Here is a 21,925-nt window from a genome sequence, read left to right on the forward strand (position 1 = left end):
TCACGCTCCCTTTTGCTTCTTTCGCTTGACGAAAAAGGTGGTCGCCAATTGCGTACCTTTAAGATTGCCCTGCCCCAAGTCTTTTATTACTGTCAATCATTACGCTGGTGCGGTTTTGACGGCCTTCCGCTCCTCCGCCAGCTTCAACATTTCTTGGGCATGATGGAGCGTTTTTTCGGTAATTTCGACGCCTCCAAGCATACGCGCAAGCTCTTCCACGCGCCCCTGGTCGGAAAGCTCCTCCACATGCGTCATCGTCCGTTCGCCTTCGATGTTTTTTTCGATCAAATATTGATGGTCCGCCATGCAAGCGACCTGCGGCAAATGCGTGATGGAGAATACCTGGCAGTTTTCGGCGAGTTTGTCCAGTTTTTCGGCGATCGATTGTGCAGCCCTTCCGCTGACCCCCGTATCCACCTCGTCGAAAATAAGCACCGGAATGCGGTCATGCCTTGCAAAAATGCTTTTCATCGCCAGCATCATCCGGGAAAGCTCGCCGCCGGAAGCGATTTTGCTTAACGGCCGCAGCGGTTCGCCGGGGTTGGGCGAGATCATGAATTCGGCGGTATCGATGCCCTGCCGCGTCAGCCTGATCCTTCTGCCGTCGACTTCCACGCCTTTAGGATCCTCGATCCGGTCGAAACGAACTTGAAGCGAAGTCCGTTCCATATGAAGGTCCTTTAACTCCTTTTCCACTTGGCCGGCCAGGTCGGCCGCGCACATTTGGCGGGCTTCGCTGAGCTCCTCAGCCGTTGCGATCAGCGCCGCGAGCAATTCGTCGCGCCGGGTTTTAAGCTCCTCCAAACGTTCGTCCTTGTTTTCGAGCGCGCTCGTTTCCTGCAAAATATTGTTGTAGTATGCCAGGATCTCGTCCACGCTCTCCCCGTACTTCCGCCGCAGGGAAGAAATCAAATCCAGCCGTTCTTCGACTTCGTCCAGGCGTTCGGGATTAAATTCGATGTCGTCGCGGTAGTTGCGGAGCTGAAAAGCGACGTCCTCCAGCTGGTAATACGCCGACTGCAGCTGCTCCAAAATCGGCTTCAGCTCTTTTTCGTCGTATTGCACCACGTCCTCAAGGCGCGATACCGCCGTACTGACGGCACCCAGTCCCTTCTCGCCGAAAACGAGGTCGTATGCGCCCGAAACGGAATCCATCATTTTCTCGCTATGGGATAGCTTGACCCGTTCTTCCATCAGCCATTCATCCTCGCCCGATTTCAAGGCAGCCGCCGAAATTTCCTCCAGCTGAAAACGGTACAAATCCAGCATCTGGTACGTTTTTTGGCTGTTCATCATCAGCTCTTTGTATTCCTTTTCGACTTTCGAAAACGAGGCATATTGCTCCTGATATGTTCTTTTGATCGGACCGATGACCGCTTCGCCGTACGTATCGAGAAGATGCAAGTGACGGTCGGCCCGCATCAGGTTTTGATGCTCGTGCTGGCCGTGGATGTTGATCAGCTGTTCCCCGATTTCGCGAAGCATCGTCAAATTGACGAGCTGCCCATTGATCCGTGCCGTGCTTTTCCCCTGCTGGTTCACCTCCCGGCGAATGATCAAATGCTCCTCGGGATCGGCCTGCACGCCCATCTGCTCGAGCGACGCCCATACGGGATGATTATGCTGCAGCTCGAAGCTCGCTTCGATTTCGGCTTTGTCGCAGCCGTAGCGGATCAGCTCGGCCGAACCCCGGCCGCCCGCGATGAGCCCCAGCGCATCGATGACAATCGATTTCCCTGCCCCCGTTTCCCCTGAAAGAACATGAAAGCCCGCATGAAAAGACACGTCGACCGATTCGATGACGGCCAAATTCCGAATACTTAATGTCAGCAGCATGGATTCAATCCCCCCATAAATATTGCCCGGTTTCCCTTATGAAATATAACTCATGATCAATTCGACCAAGCTTTCGCTGTCTTCGTTGGTGCGGCAAATCATCAAGATCGTATCGTCGCCGCAAATCGTGCCCATGATCTGGTTCCATTCCATGTTGTCGAGCAAAACCGCAATCGCGTTCGCCGTGCCGGGCAAACATTTCATGACCACCAAATTGTTGGTGTAATCGATATGGACGAAATTGTCCACGAGAGCTCGTTTCAGCTTTTGAAGCGGATTGTAGCGCTGGTCGGTCGGGAGCGAATATTTGTATCTTCCGTCGTCCATCGGCACTTTGATCAGCAGCAGCTCTTTGATGTCCCGGGACACGGTCGCCTGGGTCACCTGAAAGCCGGCTGCCCGCAGCGCTTCGACCAGCTCGTCCTGGGTTTCGATATCCTGCTGGGTAATGATTTCCCGGATTTTAATATGTCGTTGTCCTTTCATACATACCTCCTGGTAAAAGCTTATATTTATTCATCATATCCATTAGCGTCCTCTTCATCCCAGTCGAAATGGATGCAAGCCACCTCGTCGTTATCCACGTCGACGTATAACACGCCGCCGCAGCCCGGATACAGGAGAAAATAAGGAAGCAGCCTGTCCCGGATCGAACTGCCCGTCCATTCCATCGGAAGCCGGCTTCGGGCCACCTTGACCAGATAAAGAACGTTCTCGTCATTTCTTGCGATAAAATCGATGAAGAGACGGCTGTGAAAATCTTCCCCGTCCACATCGAACAACAGCGGGATTTTGATCTTGCCGCCCAGCACTTCATAACCTGCATTCTCCAGCATGTCCACCGCCGGATGATCAGGGATGTTCTCATTTATGGGCATGTCCGGCACGCGGGCGGGAAGGGGCCTAAAGAGCCACGTCCGAAGCCCATGCGCGATCCAAACCAACAACAGCAATCCAATCAGAAGCATGACGAGCCAATCCGCCCGTTCCTCCATTTCGATCACCTCGATGGTTTATTTCGCGGCAGCCGGAAGAAAATCCTTTATAACCGTGAATGAACCGCATAAATATCAATTTCAAGTCCATTATATACCAAACATACGTTCTTCTCAATTCACTTTTTGCGTTTCTTCGGTCATGAACGAAAAGAAACTCATCCCTTGGATGAGTTTCCCGTAAACGTATGCGAGGCTTCCGCCACGATGTCATGGACGAGCGGCTGCAGCACGGCTTCAAACTCTTCGGTGGATGTCTCGTTTGCACCGCCCTCTTGATCGCTCACATGCCAGTGGGCCAAAAATTCGATGTTGCCTTCCCCGCCGGTGATCGGCGAATACGTCAGCCCCTTCAGCTCGAATCCGAGTTCATGGGCAAAGCTCAAAATGTTCACGAGCACTTCGCGATGAACGGCCGCCTCCCGGACGACGCCCGATTTCCCGACCTTCTCCCTTCCGGCTTCGAACTGCGGCTTGATGAGCGCCGCAACGTCCCCGGGGCGCTGCAGCAGCGCCTTTAACGGAGGCAAAATGATCCGAAGCGAGATGAAGGATACGTCTATGCTCGCAAAATGGGGCGCGGGACCTTTCAAATCTTCAGGCGTCATATAACGGAAATTGGTTTTCTCCATTACGCAGACGCGCTCGTCGTTGCGCAGCGACCAGTCCAGCTGGTTCGAACCCACGTCGATCGCGTAAACGTATGCGGCCCCGTGCTGAAGGGCGCAATCCGTAAATCCGCCCGTGGAGGAGCCGATGTCCAGCATCGTTTTGCCCGCCAGATCAAGGCCGAATGTGCGAATGGCTTTCTCCAGCTTTAATCCGCCGCGGCTTACGTACGGATGAACGGCTCCTTTGACGCGGATGACCGTGTCCCTCGGAACCTTCATGCCCGCTTTTTCGATGCGTTCCTCGTTGGCGAGCACCAGGCCCGCCATGATGGCGGCCTTGGCTTTCTCGCGGCTATCGTAAAATCCCTGCTCCACCAGCAGGACATCAATCCGTTCTTTTGGCGAATTCATGATTATCTCCTGACTGTACGTTCCGCCTAGGAGGAGTACCCGGTTTTTCCGATCCCGAACGCATGCATAGACATCAGCTTTTTGATCTCCGCGCATACGTTCTCGGCGGTCAACCCGGTTTCCTGGCGCTGTTCTTTGACGCTGCCGTGTTCGATAAAACGGTCCGGCACGCCCATCAAGGACACTCTCGTATCAAAAATATGCTTGGAAGCGTAAAATTCGAGCACGGCGCTGCCAAGGCTGCCTTTCTCGCTGGCCTCTTCCAGCACGATCATGTTCGTGTGGCTGTCGGCCAGTTCGATCAGCATCTCTTCGTCAAGCGGCTTGAGGAAACGCGCGTTGACCACGCGCAGGTTAATGCCTTCCCGCTTCAGCTGATCGGCAGCCTCCAGCGCCACCTGCACCATCGGACCTGATGCCAAAACGGCGTAACCTTCGCCTTCGCGAACGGTTTCCCAGGAGCCGATCGGTATCGGCACAAGCTTTTCGTCCAAAGGGACGCCCAGCCCGTTAATGCGCGGATAGCGGTACGCAATCGGTCCGTCATCGTAGTCCAGCGCCGTCTTCATCATGTGTCGCAGCTCGTTTTCATCCTTCGGCATCATCAGCACGAGATTCGGAATATGGCGCAAGAAAGCCACGTCGAACACGCCCTGATGCGTTTCGCCGTCGGCCCCCACGAAACCGGCTCGGTCGATGGCGAACATGACATTGGCGTTTTGGCGGCAAATGTCATGGACGATCTGGTCGTACGCCCGCTGCATAAACGTCGAGTAGACGGCGAACACCGGCTTCATCCCCTCCATGGCGAGAGCCGCGCACATCGTTGCCGCATGCTGCTCGGCAATGCCGACGTCGATCATTCGGCTCGGGAATTTTTCGCTGAATTCGATCAGCCCCGAACCTTTCGGCATGGCCGGGGTCACCGCCACGATGCGCGGATCCTTTTCCCCGAGCTCGATGAGCGTTTTGCCGAAGACGTCCGTGTACATCGGATTGCCGACGGACTTCAGCTCTTTTCCGGATTCGATCTTGTACGGCGAAATGCCGTGCCATTTATGGGAATCGGCTTCGGCCGGCTTGTAGCCTTTGCCCTTGGTCGTCAACACATGGACAAATACCGGGCCGCGCACGTTATCTGCCTGTTTGAAGGTTTCGATCAGCTTCTGGATGTCATGCCCGTCGACAGGGCCGAGATACGTAAGCCCGAGCTCCTCGAACAGCACGCCCGGCACCATCATGTATTTCAGGCTGTCTTTCAGGCGGGAACCGGTTTTAGCCAGCATGCCGCCGATGGCCGGAATTTTTTTGAGCAGCATCTCGAGTTCGTCCTTTGCCCGCAAATAATGGCGGTCGGAACGAATTTTGCTCAAATAGTTATGCATGGCCCCGACGTTCGGGGCGATGGACATTTCATTGTCGTTCAAGACGACCATCAAATCTTTTTGCTCATGGCCGATATGGTTCAACGCCTCGAAAGCCATGCCGCCCGTCAAAGCGCCGTCGCCGATGACGGCGATGACCTTGTTTTTCTCGCCCTTCAAGTCGCGGGCGACGGCCATGCCGATCGCTGCGGACAGCGAGGTGCTGCTATGCCCCGCTTCCCACACGTCGTGCTCGCTTTCATTGCGTTTCACGAACCCGCACAATCCTTTGTACTTGCGCAGCGTATCGAATTGGTCCATGCGCCCTGTCAACATTTTATGGACGTAGGCCTGGTGGCCGACGTCGAAAATGAATTTATCACGTGGACTGTCATAGCAGTAATGCAGGGCCAGCGTGAGTTCCACCACTCCCAGGTTTGAAGCCAGATGACCTCCCGTCACGGACAGCTTTTCGATCAGAAATCGACGGATTTCAGCCGAAAGAAGGCCCAATTGTTCAACCGATAGAGATTTGATTTGTTCTGGCTGTTTAATTTGTGGAAGCAGCACGACAATCTCCCCGCTTTCCTCTATAGAATGGAATAATTTCTTCAAGTCCGGCTTCCATGTAAAAAGCCTCTTTTCATTATATATATGGTTAGCGCTTTCCTTGCAGAAAGACGATTCTTTTCGTCATTATATCACAAAACTTTACGCAATCCTAAGCACGGCGTCAATGATCGCGATTCATCAGGTAGTCGGCGATCTCCAACAGGCGCGACGGGTCGGCTAAGCCGGCTTCGATCACCGCCGATTTCGCTTCGGCCGTCAATCTTTCGACCTCGCCCCGCGAAGCTTCAAGCCCGATAAAATAGGGATATGTTACCTTCTCCTGCTTCATGTCGCTCTGCGTTTTTTTGCCGAGTTTTGCCTCGTCGCCGACGATATCGAGGATATCGTCCTGAATTTGGAACGCCAGCCCGAGCTTTTGTCCGAACGTGCGGAGCGCCTCGAGCTTTTGTTCATCCGCCCCGGCGATCCTTCCCCCGGCAAGAAGCGAAAACGTGATCAAATCGCTCGTTTTGTGAAGATGGATGTATTCAAGCTGGGACAATTCGGTCAGCCCCTGCTCGCCTTCCATATCGGCCGCCTGGCCGCCGACCATGCCTTTCGGCCCCGCAAGCTCCGCCAAATCCATGGTGATGTTGACCACCTGCTCGGCCGGAACGCCATGGACCTGCGACAACCGGGCCACCAAATAAAAAGCGTGGGTAAGCAGCGCATCGCCCGCCAAAATCGCCGCCGCTTCGCCGAATACTTTATGGTTCGTCAGTTTGCCCCGACGGTAATCGTCATTGTCCATCGCGGGCAAATCATCGTGAATAAGGGAGTAGGTGTGCACCATCTCGACCGCGCACGCGGCGTCAAGCGCCGCATGCGCATTGCCGTCCAGCGCTTCGCAGGCAGCCATGACGAGCAGCGGCCGCATCCGCTTACCGCCGGCCATCAAAGAATAAAGCATCGCCTCCCGCAGCGAAGACGGGATTTGCCACTGCGCGGGAAGGCTCTCCTCCAGTCGCGTCGCGACCCGCTCGATGATGTTCTGATGATATTCCCTGAAGGAGGCACGTTCAGTCAACCGAGTCACCGCCATCCGGATCGAGCGGGCTGCCGAAAGGCTTTTTGCGCAATTCGCCGTTTTCTTCCACGATCATTTCGATTTTCCGTTCCACCTGCTCCAGCTTCTGGCTGCAAAGCTGTGAAAGCTTCATTCCCTGCTGGAACAGCTCGATCGCCTTCTCCAAAGGCACGTCGCCATGTTCGAGTTCACCGACGATATCCTCGAGCTGGATCATGGCGTCTTCGAATTTCAATTCATTTTCCTTTTCCGTCAATTTGCCCATCCTCCTTCATTCCCCATACCTGGCATGAAAGCTGACCGTCGCTTACTTTGATTTGGACCAAATCCCCAGGCTGTACGTCGTTTATAGATTTGATGAGATGCTGCTCTTTTTCGTCGTATACGAGGCTGTATCCCCGCGCCATCACTTTCAGCGGGCTTAACGCGTCCAGATGGCGCACCGATTCGCGCAGCTGCGACTGTTTGTGCTTCAAAATGGACTGCATCAGCGCAACCAGCTGTTTGCGGCTCGCCTCGTTTCGTTTTTTGGCGTAGGAAAGCTGTTCCTGCGGATGGTACCGCATCAGGCCGTGGTGAATCCGGAGCCGTTTCTCGCGGCTCTGGTTCAGCGCCGCGCGCATGCTGCCGTTTAACCGCATATGCAGCATGTCCAAGCGTTCGGCATGCTGCAGCAAATATCGCCGCGGGTGCATGAGCACCGGCGAACGCTGCAGCGACGCAAGCTGCTGGCGGCTGCGTTTGACCCGGTCGAGCAGCAGTTGCTTGAGCAGCCGCTCGAATTGGCGCAAACGATCCTGCAGCTCGGCCGCATGGGGAACCGCCAGTTCGGCGGCCGCCGTCGGCGTCGCGGCCCTGAGATCGGCCGCAAAATCGGCGATCGTAAAGTCCGTTTCGTGGCCTACGGCGGATATGACCGGGATCCGCGACTCGCGGATCGCCCGTGCCACCGGCTCCTCGTTAAACGCCCACAGTTCCTCGAGCGAACCGCCGCCGCGGCCGACGATCAGCACGTCCGCCTCGTCCATCTCGTTCATGCTGCGGATGGCGCGAACGATCGATGCGGCCGCTCCTTTTCCCTGCACGAGCACCGGGTAGAGCACCACCTTCGCTTGGGGATATCGCCGTCCGAGCGTAATGATGATATCCCGTACGGCCGCGCCCGTCGGCGAAGTGATGACGCCGACCGTCTCCGGGAATTCGGGAATCGGCCTTTTGCGTTCCGCGGCAAACAGCCCTTCTTCTTCGAGCTTTTTTTTCAGCTGCTCAAATGCCAAATACAAACTGCCGATGCCGTCCGGCTGCATATGCGTCGCGTAAAACTGGTACTGACCATCGCGTTCGTATACCGTGACGTTGCCACGGGCAATGACTTTGGCGCCTTCCTTCGGCTTGAAGGGCAGCCTTTGGTTATGGGACGCAAACATGATGGCGCGAATCCGGCTGCCTTCATCCTTCAAAGTAAAGTACATATGCCCGCTCGAATGGTGCGTGAAATTCGAAATTTCGCCGCGAATCCACACGTCGGACAACAGGCGGTCCGAATCGAGCTTCATCCGGATATACCGGTTCAAATCCTTGATCGATAATATTCGCTGCGGTTCCATGGCCATGCCCCCGCTTACACAAGCCCGTGATGGCGCTTTGCCGCGATGAGGGTGTTCTGCATGAGCATCGTAATGGTCATCGGACCGACGCCGCCCGGCACAGGCGTAATCGGACCGGACACTTCCTTCACGCTTTCGAAGTCGACGTCTCCCGCAAGCTTGCCGTTTTCGAGCCGGTTCATGCCCACGTCGATGACCACGGCTCCGGGTTTCACGTAGCTGGCGTCAATGAAATTGGCGCGGCCGATCGCAACGACCAGCACATCGGCTTGGCGCGCGATTTCCGCCATCCGCTCCGTACGGGAATGGCACATCGTCACGGTCGCGTTTTCCCGCTGAAGAAGAAGGGAAACCGGTTTGCCGACGATATTGCTTCGTCCGATGACGACCGCATGTTTGCCGGACAAAGAGATCCCCGCCCGTTTGATAAGCTCGATCACGCCGGCCGGCGTACACGGAAGCAGGCTGTCGTCGCCGATGACGAGGTTCCCGACGTTCACCGGATGGAAACCGTCGACGTCCTTGTCTACGGCAATCGCGTTGATCACGGCTTTTTCATCGATATGTCCGGGCAGGGGCAGCTGCACCAAGATGCCGTCGATGTCGCCCTTGCGGTTCAGCCGGTCCACCAAAGCAAGCAAATCGGCTTGCGAGGTTTCGGCGGGCAGGCGGTGAACCTCGGAGTAAAACCCTAAATCGTGGCAAGCTTTTTCCTTGTTCCGAACGTACACCTGAGATGCCGGATCTTCCCCGACCAGCACGACGGCGAGGCCCGGAACGACGCCTTTGGCCGCCAATGCCCGCACTTCGCCGGCGATGCTGCCCCGGATCTCTTCGGATACCTGTTTTCCGCTGATGATGGTTGCTGTCATTTTACTCTCTCCCCCGTAATTAGAATGGTCAAATCGATATGTGGGCTTCGGTAACGCCAAGCGGAAGCGGCAAGGTCAGGAAAGGGTGTTTTTCAGCTTGTCCACTTCGCGGATCATGTTCCCCAGCACGCCGTTGACGAATTTGCCGGATTCCTCGGTGCCGAAATGCTTGGACAGCTCGATCGCCTCGTTGACGGCCACTTTCGCCGGAACGTCGCTCGAATAGAGCAGCTCGTAAGCCGCCAAACGCAAAATTTGCCGGTCGACCCGCGACAAACGGCTGATTTGCCAGCCTTTCAAATAATTTTCGAGCAGGCCGTCGATGGCTTGTTTCTGGCTCCATACGCCGTTGACCAGAGTCAGCACGTAATTTTTCAGCTCGATTTCGTTCGTGATGACGCGTTCCGTATCGTTTTCCTCGGCGGCCTCATCCAGCAGCATATTGATGGCTTCTTCGCTGCCCACTTCATTCATTTCCATTTGGTACAGACTTTGCACGACGATTTCCCTTGCCAAACGTCTTTTCATTTTGTTCCTCCTGAACCTGTCATTTATGGCACTTATCTTTATTATGGGTTACTGCGGATTGTTGCAATCTCCTATGGCAAAGGTTTTTCAAAGCATTTCCGCAAAAAAACCGCGATACGTTTCACCAGAAAATGGGCGTTATGAAGCTGCAGCTCTTTTTTCCGGAGAAAGCATATCACGGTTCATTTAAAAGGACGCCAGCGCTCGGAAAGCCATTTCCGCATCTCATCCCAGCGAAAAACGGACTCCATGCGCAAGTCTTTCCGCTTGCCGACGGCATATCCTATGAACACAACCAATGCAAAGAACAACATATCCCAAAATCCCGCGATCAAATAAATAAAACCAAAGAAAATCCCGCCGGCGATGCCGACGATCCGTCCTCTGTGACTCTCCCATACTTCCTTCAAGAATGCCATGGAAGACCACCCCTATTCCACTCTGCTCTTCATGGCCGTCGACTGGGCCACATTCGCGATATATACCGCCACATTCGATACCGGAATGCCCGTCGTCTCCTGAAGATAATCATGTACCTGCTTTTGAATGTCGGTCGTCATGGTCGGAATCGAAACGTCGCCTTCGACCACCGCCCGGATCTTGATTTCAAGCCCGGCTTCGGACACGCGGATCCGCGCCTTCAAATCTTTGGCTCCCCGGATGCGGGCTGCCGCCTTCAGGCATAAATTCTCGATCGTTTCCACCGATATTTGGATGTCCCCGTATTCGGTGCGTTGGTCGATCGAAGGAATTTGCGTACGATCTCGGCGGATCGAGATATAGAAAAATCGGACGCTAAGCAAAAACAAGACGGCGGCAATGACCAGCAGCGTGATTTCCAGCGTGGACGCATCCATGTATTCTCCCAAACCGGGAACCAAGCCGCTTAACCGGAGGAGGGCAAATACGCTTATGATTCCGATGCTCAAGCTGTAAATAAAGAGCAAAAATCTATCCAGTATTTTAGCCACGAACGGCGCAGCCTCCTTAAATTAGAGTAAACCCTCGACGTTCGTCGGGGGTTACGGATACGGAATGAACCCGGAAGTACGGCTTTTCCAGGGCTCATTCCTTCGGTCATCTCTTATTTCACGCGTTGTTGCGTCAAATCGATTTCTTCCGTTCTTTCGGCGCTTTTGAAATGAACGTCATGAATATGCACGTTCACTTCCACGACGTTCAAGCCGGTCATCATTTCGATCGATCGTTTGACGTTGCGCTGAATTTCGGTAGCGACTTGAGGCAGCCTGTTCCCGTATTCGATAATAACGGAAACGTCAACGGCCGCTTCGCGCTGTCCGACTTCCACCTTTACGCCTTTGGACAGGTTTTTGCGTCCAAGCAGCTCGGCGATGCCTCCGGCAAAGCCGCCGCTCATGCCGGCCACGCCTTTGACCTCGACGGTCGCCAGTCCCGCAATCACTTCGATGACTTCGGGCGCAATCTGGATTTCGCCGATTTCAGTACGTTCAAACTCATTCGGTTCCGTGCTCATTATGGCTTAACACACCTTTCGGATAAGATGGATAAGAAGCACACCTTTCTGGACGCCGCATAATCACTCATACTATAACATTCGGGGCGATTCGTGACAAACGTCCGCGGAGGCTTATATCTCGTTTTCCTCTAAAAATTTGATATCGAAGTCGCCTCTGTTGAAGGTCGGATGATCCAGAAGCTTCATATGGAAAGGAATCGTCGTGTGAATTCCCTCCACGGCGAACTCGGATAACGCGCGTTTCATCTTGGCGATCGCTTCGTCGCGCGTCGGCGCCCATACGATCAGCTTGGCGATCATCGAATCGTAGAAAGGAGGAATCGTATATCCTTGGTACGCGGCGCTGTCGACCCGCACCCCGGGTCCTCCCGGCGGAAGATAAAACTGGATTTTACCCGGTGCAGGCATAAAGTTGCGATCCGGATCCTCCGCGTTGATGCGGCATTCGATGGAGCTTCCGCTGATCACGACGTCTTCTTGGGCAAAGGAAAGCGGGTTGCCCTCCGCCACCGAAATCATTTCCTTGATCAGGTCCACGCCCGTAACCATCTCCGTAACCGGATGCTCTACCTGGATACGCGTATTCATCTCCATAAAGTAGAACTGCCCGTCCGGTCCGAGAAGAAACTCCAGCGTGCCCGCGCCGGAATAGTTCACGGCTTTGGCTGCGCGTACGGCGGCTTCGCCCATGCGCTGGCGGACTTCCGGAGAAATCACCGGGCACGGGGATTCCTCGACGAGTTTTTGTCTGCGGCGCTGCACGGAGCAATCGCGTTCGCCCAAATGGACGGCGTTGCCGTGATTGTCGGCCATTACCTGAATTTCGACGTGCTTCATGCCGGTCAGGAATTTCTCCAAATATACGCCCGCGTTGCCGAAAGCTTTTTGCGCTTCCTGCTGAGCGGCCGTGATTTGCTTGATCAGGGCCTCTTCGTCTTCGGCGATGCGGATGCCTTTGCCTCCGCCGCCGGCCGTCGCTTTGATGATCAATGGATAACCGATATCCCGGCCGATCATCACGGCCTCTTCGATGTTTTCGACCAAGCCGTCCGAGCCGGGGATGACCGGCACGCCGGCCGCTTTCATCGTTTGCTTGGCAACCGATTTATCGCCCATCTTGTTGATGGCATCCGCCGACGGGCCGATGAACGTAATGTTGCAGGATTCGCAAATTTCAGCGAAGTCGGCGTTTTCGGCAAGGAATCCGTAACCCGGATGTACCGCGTCGCACTCCGTCAACGTCGCCACGCTCATGATGTTCGTAATGTTCAAGTAGCTGTCTTTGGACGTGGTAGGTCCGATACAGTAAGCTTCGTCCGCAAGACGGACGTGAAGCGCATCCTTGTCCGCTTCGGAATAGACCGCAACCGTCGAAATGCCCAGCTCTCGGCAAGCGCGAATGATACGGACGGCAATTTCGCCGCGGTTGGCGATCAGGATTTTTTGGAATTTCATGCAGATAACCTCCCTTTCGAATGCGGTGTTATTCCGTTTTCACCAGAAACAGAGGCTGCCCGTATTCAACCAATTGTCCGTTTTCCACGAGAATTTCGACGATTTCGCCTTTCACTTCGGCTTCGAGTTCGTTCATCAGCTTCATGGCTTCGAGAATGCAGACGACCGTTTTTTCATTGACCTTGTCCCCTACGTTCACGAACGGGCCCTTTTCAGGGGAAGGCGATCTGTAGAACGTGCCGACCATCGGGGATACGATTTTATGTAGGTTGGGATCGGCTGCTTTCGCTTCGGCTGCCGGCTGCTGGGCGGCTTCCGCTGCCGCAGCTGGGTTCTGGAATTGAGGAGCGGCCTGCTGCGGAACCTGAACGTACTGCGCAGGTACCGACGGCGCTGCAACAACCTCGGTTTTGTTTGCCTTGCGGATCGTTAAATGCGTTCCTTCCAATTCAATATCCAGTTCATGTACAGAGGTCTGATCGACCAATTGTATCAACTCTTTAATCTCGCTTAACTTCAACATGTACAATTCACTCCTTCGAGGGAAGCTTTCGGAGGCTTCCGGACATACATACACATAACGATAAGTATTATATCATAAACAAGCAAAATGGAAAGAGTCCGGGGAAATCCCGGACTCTTTCGACATATTCCGTGCTTACCGCATCTTATGGCGCCATGTATTGAACGCTCACTTTGTCCTGGGTGACGTTCAGCTCTTTCATCACCAGTTCAACGATGCTGACGGCCTGCTTCACGTCCGGTTTGTCGCTGAGGACAAGCACTTGGTATTTATCGGTTTCTTCTTCTTTGATAAACGCGTTGGCGAAGGAATATTTATGCTCCAGCTCCTCCTCTATGCCCTTAATTTTTTCTGTTTTTGTATCCAGCGCGTTCAGTTCTTCGCTTGCTTTCGCGGCTTCCGCGGGATCCTTGCTCATGTCGTTCATGGCAGCCAGAAGCTCGTTATATTTGGACTCGTTTTTTTGGTCCCGTTCCATCAGGTAGGAGTCGAACAGGCTGGAGGCGGAGCTTTTTTGGGAAGCCACTTCCTTCAGCACTTCATCGTCGCTTTTTCCGGCTTGCGCTTCCTTGCCGTTATCCGTTTTTCCCGTCGAAGCCGTTTTTTCCTCGGCGGCCGCATCCTTGGAAGCGGCGTCTTTGCCGTCCGTCTTAGCCGTCGTTTTATCGCTGCTTTCTTTTGAAGCATCCTTCGCCGCTTCTTTCGTCGTGTCCTTGGCGGCTTCCTTGGAAGCATCCGCGCTGCCTGCGTCCGTTTTGGCGGCGGCCGCATTCTCGTTGACTTTGCCGTCGGTGATCACTTCGGTTACTTCCACTCCGCTTTCCGTCGTCGTCTTGGACGCCGTTTCCTTGGCGGACGACTTATCCGCGCCGCTCACCTGCTGGCTGTCGGCAACCGGGGTTTTCGGCGTTTTCGACGATCCCGAGTCCTCCGTAAACAGGTAGTAAGCGGATAACACAACCATCAAGCTCAGCATGGACACCAACCAAATCGTTTGTCTTTTACTGTTCATTCGTTAAATCCTCCTCAAATTTGAACTCATTATTTGAATTGCTGCCTACCCCTGTTTGCGCGGAACGACCGAGATCCGGTATTCCGGAACGTTCAGCCCTTTTTCGACCGCATCGACGATCAGCTGTTTGACGACCTCGTTTTCGGCGCCTTTGGCGACGACCAGGACGCCGCGGATTTGCGGTTTCACCCTCTTCGTCACGATCGGGGCCTGGGTGCCTGACTGCTCGTATGTAACCACTTCCCCGTCCCGCGTATATTGCGTCGTGCGGCGTTTGCCTCCGTTCGCGTCGTTTTCGTCCGATTGCTGCTGCGAATCCTTCATGTTTTTCTGGTAGACGACTTCTTCCGTCGAATCCACGTTGACCAGGACGTCAACGGTGCCCACCCCGACGATTTTTTCGAGGATCTCCTTCATCTTGTTTTCGGCGTCTTCTTCGATGCTGCTGAAGGCGTTCCTTTCCCCGCCGTGCTCCGTGGAGCTTTCGTTGACGGTCGGTTGCGCCGGCGGTTCGCGGCCGATGTTTTCGTTATCCAGCTTTTTGACGTTGACGAAGGAATTGAAGAGGACGATCGCCACTCCGATCAGGCCGACGATGATCAGCCAGCGGAAGGTGTTGATCCTGCTGCCGCTGCCCTGCCCTCCGCCTCCGATCCACTGCTCCAGTTTCTTGAACCATTTCCCCACGTTTATCACCTCTTTTTATAGCTTCCCGTTTTCGGCTGTTCCGTTTCGGACGGCGATGATTTCCGGGTCGATTCCCCACTCGCTTCCGATGATTCGTTTGATGGCTTCCGCGTTCGCGCCGCCGTTCTCCTGGCTGCTCGTCGCCGCTTCCCGCCCCGATTCCGTGCCGCTTGGATTTTCCCTTGGCGGGCCGCCGATTTCGATCTGTACGGGGAGCACCGGATCGATTCGGATTTCGCCGGACGCCGGCGGGGCGGCAGCCGTTTCTTCCGAGGCGGGCCCTGCTTTTATCGTCACGGTCACGTTTTTGATATAGGGGCTCTGGTTCGCGTCCTGCGCCGTCCCCTCCGGCATCGCCAGAACCACCGCCACGTCCGCGCCTTGTTCGCCGCTTTCCTTGCGGATCTGGTCTTTCATCTTCGCGGCGACTTCGCGTGCCGCCCATTCGAGGGACTGCTTCTGCTGCCGGGTTTGCAGCTGCTTCGCTTCGTCCATGATCTGCTGCAGGCTTCCTTTTCCTCCGGCCTCGTGGCTCTGGTTCATGCCGTTAAACACGGCCGCGATCTTGATGTCCGCCGCATCGGTCAGTATTTTGATCAGCGGCCCGAGGAGCGTGAGCAGGATCAGCAGGCTCAGCACCAGCTTGACGTAACGCTCCATGGAGCGGCTCGGAAGGATGAGATCCACGAAGGAGGCCAGCAGAACCACCATAATCACTTCTTTCAGCCAACTGCTCAGCCAGGCCATCTTACGCCTCCTTCCTTACCTCATCATGACGGTGACGTTCCCCGCCGTAAGCATGATCGTGATCGCCAGGAAAAACATCAGTCCGACGACGGCCAGCGCGGCAAACACGTACAGCATGCTTTTCCCGATCGTTTCCAGGCAGGTCGTGATCGGCGAGTCTCCAAGCGGCTGCATAACGGCTGCGGATACTTTGTATATCAACGCAAGCACCAATATTTTGATTGCCGGAAACGCGCACAGGAACAGGATGATGATGACGCCGACCAAGCCGATGGAGTTTTTGATGAGCAGCGAAGCCGAGATGACGGTATCCGTTGCATCGGCGAACATTTTCCCCACCACCGGGATGAAGCTTCCGGACACGTATTTGGCCGCCCGGATCGTCACCCCGTCCGTAACGGAGCTCGTGATGCCCTGAACCGAAATGACGCCCAAAAAAATGGTTAGCAGTACGCCGAGAAACCCTACGCTGATGTTGCGAAGCAAGTTGGCCAGCTGCGTCAGCTTGTATTTGTCGGAAAGGGAGCTGACCAAATGAAGCACCGCCGAAAAGAACAGAAGCGGGAAGATCAGCGTGTGGATGAGCGTGCCGACGGTGTTGATCATAAAAATGATGAGCGGGTGCGTGACCGAAACCGTGATGACGTTGCCCATGGAGGCCAAAAGCGCGAACAGCAGCGGCACCATGGCCATCATGAAATCGATCATGCGGTCGATCGCTTCTTTGGCGTAACCGATCGCCACGTTGAAGCTGTTGATCGCCAGGACGATGATGACCATATAACATAATGCGTAAGCGACCTTGCTGACGGTTTTTCGTTCGAACGCCGATTGCAGCGTCTCCAGAATCATGCTCATGATGCTCAGCATGACGATGGTGACGAGCAGCTTACCGTTGTACAGCACTTCGTGCCACATGAAGGAACCAAGCGCCGCCAGAACGCTTTTGACGCTGAGGCCTTCCCCTCCGGGAAGCAGGATATCCATAAAGGATGGCACTTTTTGATCCGGGAAAAACCCGCCGTAATCCTTCATCAAGCTTTCCCAGTAAGTTTCGACCTGGTCCTTCGGCAGCGACTCCGCTTGATGCTTGATCCACTCTTCTGCCGGGGAATCGGCGAAAACCCGGGTTGTCCCCACGAGCAAAAACAGGATGAAAAAAAGGATCCAATGCCGTGTATCCCGGCGCGGTTTTAAAAGCATGGGTATTCCCACTTTCTCCTACGCTGGCAGCAATTTCAGCACGGTTTCGATGATGATGCCGATGATCGGTACCGCAAGGACCATGATCAGCATTTTGCCTGCCAATTCGATTTTTGAGGCGATATTCTCCTGCCCGGCGTCACGCACGACCTGAGCTCCGAATTCGGCGATATAGGCGATGCCGATGATTTTCAGGATCGTTTTCAGGTAGATCAGTTCGACGCCGGAGGACCTGGCCATCCGCTCCAGCTCCGAAACGACGGTGCTGATTTTGCCCATCAGGAACATGAAGATCAGCACGCCCGTCGCGGCGGCCAGCAGGAAAGCAAACATCGGCTTTTGCTCTTTGACGATCAGGATCAGAATCGTTGCTATGAGTCCAAGACCCACCACCTGTATAATTTCCATAAGCAACCCCTAATGGAACAGAAAAATGGTTTTGATCTCCTGCAGCAGGTTATCGAGCAGCCGGACGACCATGAACAGCACCACGACAAAGCCGATGACCGTCACCCAATGAGCCATATCTTCTTTTCCCATTTGCTTGAGTACCGTATGAATCATCGCAATGATGATGCCGATTCCCGCAATCTGGAAAATTGCGTTCACTTCAAAGTTCATTCCTTGGCACCTCGCTAAAAGATCAAAATGACGATCAATGCTCCAATCAATAGCCCGAGACTCCGGCTGATCTTTTCGTATTTCGCCTGCTCGTCTCTTGCCAGTGCTTCTTCATGCTTCAGCTGCTGGGCGGCCAAGGCAATATGCTTGATTTGATCCTGCCTGTCGCTTGTCCCAAGCGTAAAGCTGAGCTGATGGAGAATATCGCGCTCCGGCGCTTTCATCGCGGTCCGCTTCCAATGGTCGTGCAGGGAGCGCTGGATGCTTTCCTGAGCCGTATTTCCGCTCCCCGACGCCATATGGTTCGCCGCGCTTTTGAAGATGCTCCGCAGCGGTTCCCCGAGCTGCCCGGCCAATCTGCGGAACGCATCGGGAAGCGGCGTAAAGCCGTATGAGATTTCGGTTTCGAGCCTTTGCATCGCAAGAATGAGTTCGCGGATTTGCTTCGGCCTTGCCGCAAACCGGGCAGCCTGGTGAAATCCTGCAAGCGTTCCGGCCAGGAGGATGAGCACCGCTCCGAAAAGCTTAAGCATGGTTGGCTTCCCCCTTTGCCTGAAGCTGAAGCAAACGCATCTGCCGGTCCATGATCCGGAATGCCGTTTTGCCGCGGCTGCGGTGAAGCAGGACGTAAACTTCGAACATCCGGTTGTCCATCAGCCGTTTCATCGCCGGGCGGTTTTGGAGTTCCTCCGGGACGCTGCCGTGAGCCGAAGCGATGACGGATATGCCCGCGTGCAGCGCCTCGGTGACGGCTTCGGCATCTTCTTCCCTGCCGATCTCGTCCACGATGAGGACATCCGGCGACATCGAACGGATCATCATCATCATGCCTTCGGCTTTCGGGCACGCATCCATCACGTCCGTCCGCGGGCCGACATCGAAGCTTGGCACCCCGTGCACGCTGCCGGCAATTTCGGAACGTTCGTCGATGATGCCGACCTTCATGCCCGGGGGCTTCGCAAACGACGCCTCCATGCCGCCGGAGCTGATCTGCCTGGCCAAATCCCGAAGAAGCGTCGTCTTCCCGTGCTGCGGCGGCGAAAGGACCAGCGCGTGTTTCATTCTTCGCTCCCTTTCGTCGTACAGAAACGGCAGAATGGCGTTTGCGGCCCCCCTCACTTCCCGGGCGATCCGGATGTTGAATCCGCTGATGTCCCGGATATGCTCCACTTTCCCTCCGGATAAGACCGTTCTTCCGGCAAGCCCGATGCGGTGCCCGCCCGGGACCGTAATAAAACCTTTCCGCAGTTCCTCCTCCAGGGTATATAAGGAATGGTTGCTGATCAGATCGAGAAACCTGCGGCTATCGTCGCGGCTGGGCCTGTACGCCTTGTCCCCGTCCAGCGTCGGCTGCCCCTCTTCGGTGACGAAGCGGTGCCCGCCCGATTCATTCACCTCCAGCGGCCTTCCTTCGCGGATCCGAACCTCTTCCAGCTTCCCGAGGAGTTCCCTCGGCAATCTTAGCAGGATGGACTTGATCCGGTCGGGAAACAGTTCTAGCCAGTTTGGATTCGTAATACGACCACCCCCAAGCTGTCTTCTCTTAAGTCCGTGAGCTTTTCGTTTATAGACTAGTAGATGTTTTTTATACCACATGTTTATGCTTGTACTTCAAAATTATGACGACCGAATCTATCATTTTTTTAAAATTCCGATTAAGAGACAGGAAACCCCTACGAAGATCCAGGCGATCTTGCCCCATGAAAGCTTGTCGGCAAGGCCGATCAGGCCGATGGAAGTGGTCAGGATCAGCACGGTCGGCCCGACGAAAGCCAGGAGCGAATTGATCGCCAGCGCCTTATCGACCTGGGCGAGCCTCAACATGAACAATGCCGCTGCAATTTCGATGCCGCCGGAGAGCATGCGCAGCGTAGCCATACTTAACACGAACTTGTCCAATCGGGAAACCTCCTTGAAATGAAATGTTCATCTTTTATATGGATATGCCGCATTCTCTCTTTTTAGTTATGTTTTGCGAGAAAAGCGTTCGGAACATTTCCGCGCCTGCTGCATATATTAGTTTTGAAGTTGCAATTCTCTGCGCGCAAAAACATGCTGATAGAGATTGGGACACATAAAGTGAAGGGCTTAAGGAGGATTTGACCCATGCGGGTGGATGTGATTGCCAATGTGGACGATATCAGATCGGAGGATTTTATTCAGAAAAGCGCTGCCGTCATCGATGTGCTGCGTGCAACCAGCACGATGATCACGGCGTTGGCCAAGGGCGCTTGCGGCCTGCTTCCCGTTGAAACCGTCCCCCAAGCCCAGAGCAAAAAAAGCGAACATACCTTTGTCGGCGGAGAACGATATTACAAGAAGATTCCCGGCTTTCAGGCAGGCAATTCCCCTCACGATTACATGACGGAAGAAGTTGCGGGCAAGCTTGTCGTTCTGACGACCTCGAACGGAACAAGGGGGCTTCTCAAATCGCAGCGGGCAGCCAAACTTCTGGCGGCCTCCTTCATCAACGGTACGGCCGTCGCTTCGGCGCTCGCGGCCTTCGACCGCGACGTCATCCTGCTATGCTCGGGCTGCAGAAACGAGTTTTCGCTGGAGGACGGGTTGTGCGCAGGCATGATTATCGATGCCATGGAATCTATGGTGGACGGCCCGCTCCGCCTGAACGATTTGGGGCTGGCCATGAAACTTGCCTACAGGCAATGCCGTGCCAATCTGTACGGAACCGTCATGGAGGGAACGTCCGCCAAACAGCTGGTCAAGCTGGGATATGCCCATGACGTGGAATACTGCACCGGAATCGATACCGTGCCGGTCGTTCCCATCGCCAAAAACGATTTGATTCTGACGCCGTTATACGCGAAGGCTCCCTGCTGACCCGAGAACAAAAAAAGGCCCGAAGCTTCAGCTTCAGGCCTTTTTTCATTATTTTTTCTTCATTAGTATCCTAAAACGGAATCGATCCTTAACGTCTGACCTGCGGTCCGCCGACGTAAACCTGCGCGTCGGTATCCAGATTATAAGCGGTATGGAGAGCACGCACCACTTGCTCCAGGTTGCCGTTTTCGATGACGCAGGACGTTTTGATTTCCGAGGTGCTGACCATCTTGATGCTGACGCCTTGCTGCGAGATGACGTCGAACATTTGGGCGGCTACGCCCGGATGGCTGATCATGCCCGCTCCGACGATCGAAACTTTCACCAGGTCGCGTTCAGAGGTGACGTCACGGTACGGCAGCTTCGATCTGAGGCCTTGAATGACCTCCAGCGCAAGATCGCATTCGGCCAGCGACGTCGTAAAGGAAAAATCCGCTCTGCCGTCCTGCACGCCGCTTTGCACGATAATGTCGACGTTGATCTGCGCCTCGGCAAGCGCCCCGAATACTTGGGCCAGCACGCCCGGAACGTCCTCCACGCCGAGGATGCTGATTCTTGCCACATTTTTGTCATACGCGATGCCGCTTACTACAACTCCCTGTTCCACGCTTGTTTCCTCCTTAACCGCTGTGCCTTCGTTATAGTTAAAGCTGGATCTGACCACCAGCTGGACGTTGTGATGCTTGGCGTATTCCACTGCCCGCGGATGCAGGACAGCCGCCCCCAAATTGGCAAGCTCCAGCATTTCGTCGTAGGAAATTTCCGCAAGCTTGCGCGCGCATTTGACGATCCTAGGATCCGTCGAATAAATGCCGTCCACGTCCGTGTAAATTTCGCACACGTCCGCCTTGATCGCCGCAGCCAGCGCAACCGCGGTCGTATCCGAACCGCCGCGTCCCAGCGTCGTGATTTCCCCGTCTTCCGTCATCCCTTGGAAGCCCGCAACGATGACGATGTGGTTTTCATTTAGGGCGGACATGACCCGCTCCGGCGTAATATCGGTAATCCGCGCTTTTCCGTGCACGGGTTCGGTCCGGAATCCGGCCTGCCATCCGGTCAGCGAAACGGCGCTCCGCCCCAGATCGTGAATGGCCATCGACAACAAGGCTATGGAAATCTGTTCCCCCGTCGTCATCAGCATATCCATTTCCCGTGCCGGAGGATTCGGATTCAGCAGCTTTGCCTGGTCAATGAGATCGTCCGTCGTATCCCCCATCGCGGAAACGACCACGACGCATTGATGCCCTTCATCCTGTTTTTCGACGATGCGTTTGGCTACGCGCTTCATTCGCTCCGTGTCCCCTACGGAACTTCCTCCGAATTTCATGACGTACAGTGACAACTTCGATTCACTCCCCACTCGTTTGAGGATCGCGCAACATTCGAACGATCGCCGTTCCGATTCATGCCGGATCATGTCGATTGAGATCGAAAGTTGCGAAAATCCCGATTTAAGCCAATCCATTGCGTCATCGGCC

The 21,925-nt window shown here is 54.8% G+C and carries 26 protein-coding genes; 1 reads left to right on the forward strand and 25 read right to left on the reverse strand.

Translation table 11 applies throughout. The features are described 5' to 3' along the window. Positions 1-99: 99 nt before the first annotated feature. The 24 genes from recN to AC27KL_RS05745 form a co-directional block, all read right to left on the reverse strand. Complete coding sequence (gene recN, locus AC27KL_RS05630) at positions 100-1,836, reverse strand: DNA repair protein RecN (RefSeq protein WP_212946914.1); 1,737 nt, start codon at positions 1,834-1,836, stop codon at positions 100-102. Between the two features lie 36 nt (positions 1,837-1,872). Then, the gene (gene ahrC, locus AC27KL_RS05635; protein WP_339324251.1) at positions 1,873-2,322 is read right to left on the reverse strand and encodes a transcriptional regulator AhrC/ArgR; all 450 of its coding nucleotides are present in this window, start codon (positions 2,320-2,322) and stop codon (positions 1,873-1,875) included. 26 nt (positions 2,323-2,348) lie between these two features. Further along, positions 2,349-2,831 (reverse strand): hypothetical protein, encoded by a 483-nt coding sequence (locus AC27KL_RS05640; RefSeq protein ID WP_036714322.1) that lies wholly within the window; start codon positions 2,829-2,831, stop codon positions 2,349-2,351. Between the two features lie 158 nt (positions 2,832-2,989). Continuing rightward, entirely contained in the window at positions 2,990-3,853 is an 864-nt protein-coding gene (locus tag AC27KL_RS05645) for a TlyA family RNA methyltransferase (RefSeq protein WP_487169100.1), read from the reverse strand. Positions 3,854-3,879: 26 nt separating this feature from the next. Then, complete coding sequence (gene dxs, locus AC27KL_RS05650; protein WP_339325096.1) at positions 3,880-5,787, reverse strand: 1-deoxy-D-xylulose-5-phosphate synthase; 1,908 nt, start codon at positions 5,785-5,787, stop codon at positions 3,880-3,882. 163 nt (positions 5,788-5,950) lie between these two features. After that, positions 5,951-6,871, reverse strand: a complete 921-nt coding sequence (locus AC27KL_RS05655; protein WP_487169101.1) for a polyprenyl synthetase family protein — start codon at positions 6,869-6,871, stop codon at positions 5,951-5,953. After that, on the reverse strand, positions 6,849-7,112 hold the full coding sequence (gene xseB, locus AC27KL_RS05660; RefSeq protein WP_487169102.1) for an exodeoxyribonuclease VII small subunit: 264 nt from the start codon (positions 7,110-7,112) through the stop codon (positions 6,849-6,851). The genes AC27KL_RS05655 and xseB overlap by 23 nt, the downstream gene beginning before the upstream one ends. Beyond that, positions 7,093-8,463 carry an exodeoxyribonuclease VII large subunit gene (xseA, locus tag AC27KL_RS05665; RefSeq protein WP_212946916.1) on the reverse strand — a complete coding sequence of 457 codons (1,371 nt, stop codon included), beginning with the start codon at positions 8,461-8,463 and terminating at the stop codon, positions 7,093-7,095. The genes xseB and xseA overlap by 20 nt, the downstream gene beginning before the upstream one ends. Before the next feature lie 14 nt (positions 8,464-8,477). Then, positions 8,478-9,335: a bifunctional methylenetetrahydrofolate dehydrogenase/methenyltetrahydrofolate cyclohydrolase FolD gene (gene folD, locus AC27KL_RS05670; protein ID WP_212946917.1), complete on the reverse strand. Its 858-nt coding sequence runs from the start codon at positions 9,333-9,335 to the stop codon at positions 8,478-8,480. A 75-nt stretch (positions 9,336-9,410) separates the two neighbouring features. Continuing rightward, on the reverse strand, positions 9,411-9,863 hold the full coding sequence (gene nusB, locus AC27KL_RS05675; RefSeq protein WP_487169103.1) for a transcription antitermination factor NusB: 453 nt from the start codon (positions 9,861-9,863) through the stop codon (positions 9,411-9,413). A gap of 182 nt (positions 9,864-10,045) precedes the next feature. Further along, positions 10,046-10,282: a DUF2273 domain-containing protein gene (locus tag AC27KL_RS05680; protein ID WP_212946921.1), complete on the reverse strand. Its 237-nt coding sequence runs from the start codon at positions 10,280-10,282 to the stop codon at positions 10,046-10,048. 12 nt (positions 10,283-10,294) lie between these two features. Further along, the gene (gene amaP, locus AC27KL_RS05685) at positions 10,295-10,834 is read right to left on the reverse strand and encodes an alkaline shock response membrane anchor protein AmaP (protein ID WP_212946922.1); all 540 of its coding nucleotides are present in this window, start codon (positions 10,832-10,834) and stop codon (positions 10,295-10,297) included. A 113-nt stretch (positions 10,835-10,947) separates the two neighbouring features. Further along, positions 10,948-11,358, reverse strand: coding sequence for an Asp23/Gls24 family envelope stress response protein (locus tag AC27KL_RS05690; protein WP_212946924.1), 411 nt, complete (start codon positions 11,356-11,358; stop codon positions 10,948-10,950). Positions 11,359-11,472: 114 nt separating this feature from the next. Next, positions 11,473-12,816, reverse strand: coding sequence for an acetyl-CoA carboxylase biotin carboxylase subunit (gene accC / locus AC27KL_RS05695; RefSeq protein ID WP_036714314.1), 1,344 nt, complete (start codon positions 12,814-12,816; stop codon positions 11,473-11,475). A gap of 28 nt (positions 12,817-12,844) precedes the next feature. Further along, positions 12,845-13,339: an acetyl-CoA carboxylase biotin carboxyl carrier protein gene (gene accB, locus AC27KL_RS05700; RefSeq protein ID WP_212946926.1), complete on the reverse strand. Its 495-nt coding sequence runs from the start codon at positions 13,337-13,339 to the stop codon at positions 12,845-12,847. Positions 13,340-13,484: 145 nt separating this feature from the next. Further along, entirely contained in the window at positions 13,485-14,351 is an 867-nt protein-coding gene (locus AC27KL_RS05705; RefSeq protein ID WP_487169104.1) for a SpoIIIAH-like family protein, read from the reverse strand. A gap of 45 nt (positions 14,352-14,396) precedes the next feature. Beyond that, on the reverse strand, positions 14,397-15,038 hold the full coding sequence (gene spoIIIAG / locus AC27KL_RS05710) for a stage III sporulation protein AG (RefSeq protein WP_487169105.1): 642 nt from the start codon (positions 15,036-15,038) through the stop codon (positions 14,397-14,399). A 15-nt stretch (positions 15,039-15,053) separates the two neighbouring features. Further along, entirely contained in the window at positions 15,054-15,785 is a 732-nt protein-coding gene (gene spoIIIAF / locus AC27KL_RS05715) for a stage III sporulation protein AF (protein WP_487169106.1), read from the reverse strand. A gap of 15 nt (positions 15,786-15,800) precedes the next feature. Continuing rightward, entirely contained in the window at positions 15,801-16,988 is a 1,188-nt protein-coding gene (spoIIIAE, locus tag AC27KL_RS05720; protein ID WP_487169107.1) for a stage III sporulation protein AE, read from the reverse strand. An 18-nt stretch (positions 16,989-17,006) separates the two neighbouring features. After that, positions 17,007-17,396: a stage III sporulation protein AD gene (gene spoIIIAD, locus AC27KL_RS05725; RefSeq protein ID WP_212946935.1), complete on the reverse strand. Its 390-nt coding sequence runs from the start codon at positions 17,394-17,396 to the stop codon at positions 17,007-17,009. Positions 17,397-17,405: 9 nt separating this feature from the next. Next, entirely contained in the window at positions 17,406-17,609 is a 204-nt protein-coding gene (spoIIIAC, locus tag AC27KL_RS05730) for a stage III sporulation protein AC (RefSeq protein WP_036714303.1), read from the reverse strand. A 14-nt stretch (positions 17,610-17,623) separates the two neighbouring features. Beyond that, positions 17,624-18,142 carry a stage III sporulation protein SpoIIIAB gene (gene spoIIIAB, locus AC27KL_RS05735; RefSeq protein ID WP_487169108.1) on the reverse strand — a complete coding sequence of 173 codons (519 nt, stop codon included), beginning with the start codon at positions 18,140-18,142 and terminating at the stop codon, positions 17,624-17,626. Further along, a complete protein-coding gene (spoIIIAA, locus tag AC27KL_RS05740; protein ID WP_487169109.1) occupies positions 18,135-19,205 on the reverse strand; it encodes a stage III sporulation protein AA in 1,071 nt (356 codons plus the stop codon). The genes spoIIIAB and spoIIIAA overlap by 8 nt, the downstream gene beginning before the upstream one ends. Before the next feature lie 39 nt (positions 19,206-19,244). Beyond that, complete coding sequence (locus AC27KL_RS05745; RefSeq protein WP_373316190.1) at positions 19,245-19,508, reverse strand: YqhV family protein; 264 nt, start codon at positions 19,506-19,508, stop codon at positions 19,245-19,247. 207 nt (positions 19,509-19,715) lie between these two features. Between AC27KL_RS05745 and AC27KL_RS05750 the strand changes: the two genes are divergently transcribed. Next, the gene (locus AC27KL_RS05750) at positions 19,716-20,447 is read left to right on the forward strand and encodes a 2-phosphosulfolactate phosphatase (RefSeq protein WP_487169110.1); all 732 of its coding nucleotides are present in this window, start codon (positions 19,716-19,718) and stop codon (positions 20,445-20,447) included. Positions 20,448-20,535: 88 nt separating this feature from the next. On the opposite strand, the gene AC27KL_RS05755 is transcribed toward AC27KL_RS05750, so the two are convergent. Then, positions 20,536-21,789: an aspartate kinase gene (locus AC27KL_RS05755; RefSeq protein WP_339324242.1), complete on the reverse strand. Its 1,254-nt coding sequence runs from the start codon at positions 21,787-21,789 to the stop codon at positions 20,536-20,538. Positions 21,790-21,925 lie beyond the last annotated feature (136 nt).

It is taken from the genome of Paenibacillus sp. YAE3, from assembly GCF_057546105.1.